5 protein-coding genes and 2 pseudogenes are annotated in these 6,530 nt (G+C 61.7%); 4 read left to right on the forward strand and 3 right to left on the reverse strand.

The features are described 5' to 3' along the window. Positions 1-709 (forward strand): annotated as a pseudogene (locus EN943_RS33570) (N-methylproline demethylase); the annotation flags it as partial. A gap of 138 nt (positions 710-847) precedes the next feature. On the opposite strand, the gene EN943_RS33575 reads toward EN943_RS33570, so the two are convergent. Next, positions 848-1,255, reverse strand: a complete 408-nt coding sequence (locus EN943_RS33575; protein WP_127258021.1) for a hypothetical protein — start codon at positions 1,253-1,255, stop codon at positions 848-850. A gap of 111 nt (positions 1,256-1,366) precedes the next feature. On the opposite strand from EN943_RS33575, the gene EN943_RS33580 reads away from it, so the two are divergent. Next, complete coding sequence (locus EN943_RS33580; protein ID WP_127416209.1) at positions 1,367-1,885, forward strand: MarR family winged helix-turn-helix transcriptional regulator; 519 nt, start codon at positions 1,367-1,369, stop codon at positions 1,883-1,885. Between the two features lie 8 nt (positions 1,886-1,893). Here EN943_RS33580 and EN943_RS33585 read toward each other — a convergent pair whose 3' ends face one another. Both EN943_RS33585 and EN943_RS33590 read right to left on the reverse strand, forming a co-directional pair. Beyond that, positions 1,894-2,634, reverse strand: coding sequence for a polysaccharide deacetylase family protein (locus EN943_RS33585; RefSeq protein WP_127416210.1), 741 nt, complete (start codon positions 2,632-2,634; stop codon positions 1,894-1,896). Positions 2,635-2,766: 132 nt separating this feature from the next. After that, positions 2,767-4,833, reverse strand: a complete 2,067-nt coding sequence (locus tag EN943_RS33590; protein WP_127416211.1) for an EAL domain-containing protein — start codon at positions 4,831-4,833, stop codon at positions 2,767-2,769. Positions 4,834-5,163: 330 nt separating this feature from the next. Here EN943_RS33590 and EN943_RS33595 point away from each other — a divergent pair, with 330 nt between their 5' ends. Both EN943_RS33595 and tdh read left to right on the forward strand, forming a co-directional pair. Continuing rightward, entirely contained in the window at positions 5,164-6,351 is a 1,188-nt protein-coding gene (locus EN943_RS33595) for a glycine C-acetyltransferase (RefSeq protein ID WP_127416212.1), read from the forward strand. 52 nt (positions 6,352-6,403) lie between these two features. Further along, positions 6,404-6,530 (forward strand): annotated as a pseudogene (gene tdh, locus EN943_RS33600) (L-threonine 3-dehydrogenase); the annotation flags it as partial.

A 6,530-nucleotide genomic window follows, 5' to 3' on the forward strand; every position in this document is an offset into this window, starting at 1 on the left:
GGCTGAACTCGACCGGCTCGGCGTCGAGATCCGCTACGACACCTGGGCGGAAAAAGACGATGTCCTGGCGCTGTCGCCCGACGTGGTGGTGGTCGCCACCGGCGGCCTGCCGCAGAACCCGCCGCTGACGGCCGGCGACAACCTTGTCACCTCGAGCTGGGACGTCATGGCCGGCAGCGTCAAGCCGGCCGAAAATGTGCTGCTCTATGACGACAATGGCGGCCATCAGGGCATGGGCGCCGCCGAACTGATCGCCAATGCCGGCTCGAAACTCGAGCTTGTCTCGCCCGAACGTTTCTTTGCCCCGGAAATGGGCGGCATGAACCACGTGCCCTACATGCGTGCCTTTCAGGAAAAGGGCGTCACCATCACCATCAACACCCGGCTGCGCTCGGTGCGGCGCGAGGGCAATCAACTGATCGCAGAGCTGGCTTCGGATTTCGCCGATGGCTGGCGCGGCGAGCGCAGGGTCGATCAGGTGGTGGTCGAGCACGGTACGCTGCCGCTCGATGATCTCTACTTATCGCTGAAGCCGCTGTCGAAGAATGGCGGTGCGGTCGACTACGAACGGCTGGTGAGCGGTGGCGACATCTTTCCCACGCGCAATCCAGAAGGCGGCTTCGTGCTGTTCCGTATTGGCGACGCGGTCGCCTCGCGCAACATCCATGCCGCCATCTATGACGGCATCAGGTTCGGCTTGCGGATCTGAAATTAGACGAGGATCGGTAGCGCGCGGCCGGACCTGCGTACGAGAGCCCGTGTACGTCGGTCTGGCCGCGCGCTCGCACGTCATTGGCTCGTCGCCAGACAACGTACGATTCTGTGAGCTTGTGCTGCGTGGCGGCGCTCAAAACATTCTGGCGGTGGCCATGCACAGCACGGTCAGCACCAGCAGCCCGCCGGCGATGCGCTCGCCTCTTGTCATCTTCGCGCGCAACTGGCTTTCCGTTGCCGCATCAGCACCGGCAAGCTGCCTGCTGGCTGAGCCCACCAGCGCGCCTTGCACGCCGGCGGCGATCAGGGCCGTCACGATGCCCAGCGCCAGCACCTTCTCCATCGAGCCGAAAACGCCCTCGTGAAAGAAATACCAGAGCAGTATGCCGGTCAGGAAAACCAGGCCGGCAGCGCCCATTTGCGGCCGGAAGAACCGTTCCGCCCGGATGTCCGGGTCACGACCGACCGCGATGGTCGTGCCCGCCCAGAATACGCCGGCCATGACATGAAGGCCGATAACGACGATGTAGACATATTGCATGACCGGATTTCCTCTTTAGCCCGCCATAGATAATTAGATATCGAACGATTAGATGTCAATACATAAGTCGTGCCAGTTCCATCCGTGCATGACACCGTCTAGGGTCCTGCAATGACACCCTTCGAACGCCCGCCAGTCGGCATGAATCTCGGACGAACTGCCAAGCTGGTTGCCCAAGCCTTCGACGCTGCCCTGGTCGAGGCTGGCGGTACGCTGCCGGTCTGGCTCACTCTGCTGTCGGTCAAGTCGAGCAAGCTTGCCAATCAGCGTGAACTCGCCGGCATGATCGGCATCCAGGGCGCGACGTTGACCCACCATCTCAACGCGATGGAGGCGCAGGGCCTGCTGACGCGCCGCCGTGATCCCGTCAACCGCAGGGTTCATCTGGTCGAATTGACCGAGGCCGGAGAAGCGATGTTCGAGACACTACGTAAGGCCGCGCTCGTCTTCGACAAGCGGCTGCGGGTGGGATTGTCCGACGAGCGGCTGGCGGAGTTCGCGCAGGTGTTGGCCGTGTTGCGGGCCAATGTCGAAGCGCCGAGCTTTGGGCAATTGCTGGCGGCTTTTCCCGGCGACAGGAACGATATCCCGCCTCGTTCCCGCAAACCGGCTCGCAAAGTCAAATCATAACGACCGCTTCAGTCGTCGTAACCCTGGATTGTCCCGAAGGTGTAGCGGCGCAGCTTCAATGCGGTGATCAAACTGGTCAGCTTCGTCTTGCCGTCGAAACCGTCCTGGAACATCTCGTCATGCATCAGCAGGATCAGCTTGCCGGGCTTGACGAAGCGACCATAGCCGAACAGGTGATCGATCTCGCTGACCAGATGATCGACGCTCTGCACCGGCTCGCCGTTGTCCTTGTGGACCCATTCATGGTCCCAGCCGTAGAGATAGAAGCCTGAGGCCGCGACAAATTCGTAGTCGGGCTCTTCATGCCCCTCCTGGGCGAGGCCAAGCGAAGTGTCGTTCTTCGACATGGAGGGCAGCCTGAACACGTCACGCCCCGGCAGCCTTGCATGCACCACAGGCTTCAATCCGAGCACCGCGTTTGCCCGTACCATGTCGGCGACGACACCCTCGGTGTCGCCGTAGAAATGCCGGTAGTGATTGTAGGCATGGCTGTAGCTGTGGTTGCCGAGCGTCACCAGAGGAAGTTGCCTGGCGCGCTGGACGAGCGCTCTGTTGGCGGCGCTAGCCTGCGCGTGCATGCCGACCATGAACATGGTTGCAGGAACCTGCGCGGCTTCCAGCACATCGAGGATGTTGCTTGTGCCGTTCAGCGGCCCATCGTCGAAGGTAAGATAGATTGTGCGATCGGCCCCTTGGGCGGGGGCCGCAAAAACCAAAACTGCCGCCAGGACAAACCGAAACGGTGTCATCAGCCCCGATATCCCTGTTGCGATCACGACAAGGCCGCCACGTCCACAACGGCTTGTCAAGGCGAGCCGGTGCATGTCGTCCAAAGTGCGCAGCGGTTTTGGGACACGGCATGCACAAACAAAAAGGCAACCCTATGCCAGGCTTCCTTGCAGCACCGTCAGCTTGGCCTTCTTGGGCATGCGCGCGGTCAGCCATTCCAGCGCCTTGTCGTGCGGCATCGGGAAGGCGATGGAGTAGCCCTGCACCTGGTCGCAGCCGATCGCCATCAGCGAATCGAGCTCGGCCTCGGTTTCGGCGCCCTCCGCGACGATCGAGATGCCAAGGCCGCGCGCCAGTTCGGTGATGGCGCGGACGATCTTCGAGTTGTCGCCATTCTCATGGATGTTCTGAACGAAGCGGCGATCGATCTTCAGCCGGTCGATCTCGTTCGGGTTGACATGGCTGAGCGAAGCATAGCCGGTGCCGAAATCATCGAGTTCGAGATGGACGCCGGCTGCCCTGATGTGGCGCAGCTTGGCCGCGATGCCCGTCTTTTCGTCGTCGAGGATGACGGATTCGACGATTTCCAGCGACAGTTTCTGCGGTGGCAGCCCGGCCTTTTCCAGCGTCTCGAACAAGAACGCATCGAAATCGTGTTCGCGCAGCTCGGTGCCGGAAACATTGACGGCAAGCCGTCCGAAGGCAATGCCGGCGCGGTTCCATTCGGCCGCCTCGTTGATCGCCTTGGTGATGACGATGCGGCCGATCTCGGGCATGAAGCCGCATTTCTCGGCGACTGGAATGAATTCGCCGGGTGGGATCATGCCGCGCTCCGCATGGTTCCAGCGCACCAGCGCTTCGATGCCGCTGATCGTGCCGTTGGTCAGCGAGACCTGCGGTTGAAAATAGACCTGGAACGCCCGCTCCGCGATAGCGACCTTGATGTCGTGCTCAAGCTGCTTGCGATAGTCGAGTTCGCGGCGCAACTCCTCGGAGAAGAAGGAGAAGTTGCCGCCGCCAAGCTTCTTGGCGGAATAAAGCGCCAGATCGGCGTGGACAAGCAGATCCTGCGCATTGTCGGCGTCGATCGGATAGACCGCGATGCCGGCGCTGGCGCCTGGCAGAATGGTCGTGCCCTGGAAGACGATCGGCTCGTTGATGTGCGCCAGGATGCGCCGCGCCAGCATGTTGATGTCTTCGGTGCCGCCGGCGCCGCCGAGGATCATGACGAACTCGTCGCCGCCCAGGCGCACGCACAGATCCGACGCCCGGCAGGAATCGCGCATGCGCTGTGCCGTGACGACCAGCACATAGTCGCCGGCGGCGTGGCCGAGCGTATCGTTGATCTGCTTGAATCGGTCGAGGTCGAGCTGGACGACGGCAAGGCGTTCGCGACGCCGGTGCGTGCCCTTGATCAGCGTGTCGAAATGATCGGTCAGGAACGTGCGGTTGTGCAGGCCCGTGAGGCCGTCATGCACCGCGATGAAGGCCATGGAATTGCGCGCGTCGATCAGTTCATGCGTCTTGCGCAGGATGGCGTTCGACATCGGCCTGAAGATGAACAGCGCCACCAGTATGATGACGCCGATTGTGGCGTAGAACAGCGTGCGGTGGAGGGCGAGCAGCTTCTCTGAGCGCTCATCGGCATCGGCGCTGATGCGCTGGCCGAGCGCGGCATAGCCCGACAAGGTCGCATTGGCGACAGAGGCATCGAGATTGACGCGTTCGCCGCCACCCTTGTAGCCGCCATTGCCGCTGAATTGCGATTCATAGGCCGAGATCAGGCGGTCCCCATTGGCGATCAGCCCAACCGAGAAATAGTCGAGGTGGAAGGGCTTGGCAAAAAGCACGCTTTCGATCGACTTCGCGTCGAGCTTGGCTGGTGATTGCGGATCGGCTCCCGTCTGATCGAGCAGCAGGTCGTAGTTCGTCTCGAACTCCGCCGTTGCCTGCTTGAGCGCGCTGACCAGCGCCGGTTGCTTGTCGCGTGAACCGGCACCCGTTGCACTGGCAAGGAAGACGATCCGCTGCGACAGAGTCTTTTGTGTGCTGACGATGTCGAGCAAGGTGTGATTGTGCTGTTGGGTGGCCATCATCTGCTGCAGCAGGATGAAGGAGGCGATCACCATGGCCGCAATGATCAGCAGGGCCAGCCAATAGCCAGCCTTGATCAGCAGTATGAGCTTGCCTGAAACGGTTTGCACCGGCTGCTGCGACATTTTCGGGGGCGGCCCTCTCGCCTACGGATTCTTGCCTAAGGATTCTTGTATGAGCACCATTGAACTGCAAACGTTAACAGGACCGGAAATCGACGGCTGCCCGGCGAGGGGCAGCCGTGGAAAGATCGCGGAATGGTTATCGGCCCGTTTAGCGCCGTACCGGCATTTGAGCGGTCATCGGCCAGAACCTTTGTCGTGGCGTCGTTTCCGCCGCCGCATGATGATCGACATCGGGGCGGCATCGTGCTGCTTGCCACCGGTCCGGTCGTTTTTGCGATGGATTTTTCGCGCGGACGAGACGACAGTCAGCCCACATCAACGAGGCCGACCATGACCGCAGCATTCCTCTCCCACATCGACAGCGAACTCGCGGGGCTCAAATCAGCCGGCCTCTACAAGTCGGAGCGGGTGATCACTTCGACGCAGTCGGCCGAGATCGAGGTTGGCGGCGACAAGGTGCTGAATTTCTGTGCCAACAACTATCTCGGCCTCGCCGATAGCGCCGATTTGCGCAATGCTGCCAAGCAGGCGCTCGACCGCTATGGCTACGGGATGGCATCGGTGCGCTTTATCTGCGGCACGCAGGAAGAGCACAAGCAGCTCGAATCCACGATTTCCTCTTTCCTCGGCATGGAAGACACCATCCTCTACGGCTCCTGTTTCGATGCCAATGGCGGTCTGTTCGAGACGCTGCTGGGCGAGGAAGACGCCATTATCTCGGATGCCCTGAATCATGCCTCGATCATCGACGGCGTGCGGCTGTCGAAGGCCAAGCGTTTCCGCTACGCCAACAACGACATGGCCGATCTCGAGGCGCGACTGAAGGAAGCCCGGGACTGCCGCTTCCGGTTGATCGCCACCGACGGCGTGTTTTCGATGGATGGCATCATCGCCAATCTCAGGGGTGTCTGCGACCTCGCCGAGAAATACGACGCCATGCTGATGGTCGATGACAGCCACGCCGTCGGCTTCGTCGGCCAGAACGGCCGCGGCTCGGCCGAGCATTGCGGCGTCGAGGGCAGGGTCGACATCATCACCGGCACGCTCGGCAAGGCGCTTGGCGGGGCCTCCGGTGGCTACACCTCGGGCAAAGGCCAGGTGGTCGACTGGCTGCGCCAGCGCTCACGGCCGTATCTCTTCTCCAACACGCTGATGCCGGCGATCGCCGGCGCTTCGATCAAGGTGTTCGAACTGATCAAGGACGGCGATGGGCTGCGCAGCAAACTCTACGACAATGCGGCGCGCTTTCGGTCGCAGATGGGCAAGCTCGGCTTCACGCTGGCCGGAGCCGATCATCCGATCATCCCGGTGATGCTGGGTGACGCGAGCCTGGCGCAGGAGATGGCCGCGCGCATGCTGAAGCGCGGCATCTACGTCATCGGCTTTTCTTTCCCGGTGGTGCCGAAAGGCCAGGCGCGCATCCGCACGCAGATGTCGGCGGCGCATTCCAGCGCCGATATCGACCGCGCGGTGGAAGCGTTTGCGGCTGTCGGGCGCGAACTCGGGGTCATTTCCTGAAAGGCCAGAACCGAAAAGCGATTCCGGATCAAGAGATTCAAGGGACAAAAGCATGTCGAACATGATGAAGGCGCTGGTGAAGGCCAAGGCCGAACCGGGCATCTGGATGGAAGAGGTGCCGGTGCCGGAGATCGGCCCCAACGACGTGCTGATTAAGATCAAGAAGACGGCGATCTGCG

This window comes from Mesorhizobium sp. M7A.F.Ca.US.006.01.1.1 (genome assembly GCF_003997935.1).
GTDB lineage: Bacteria > Pseudomonadota > Alphaproteobacteria > Rhizobiales > Rhizobiaceae > Mesorhizobium.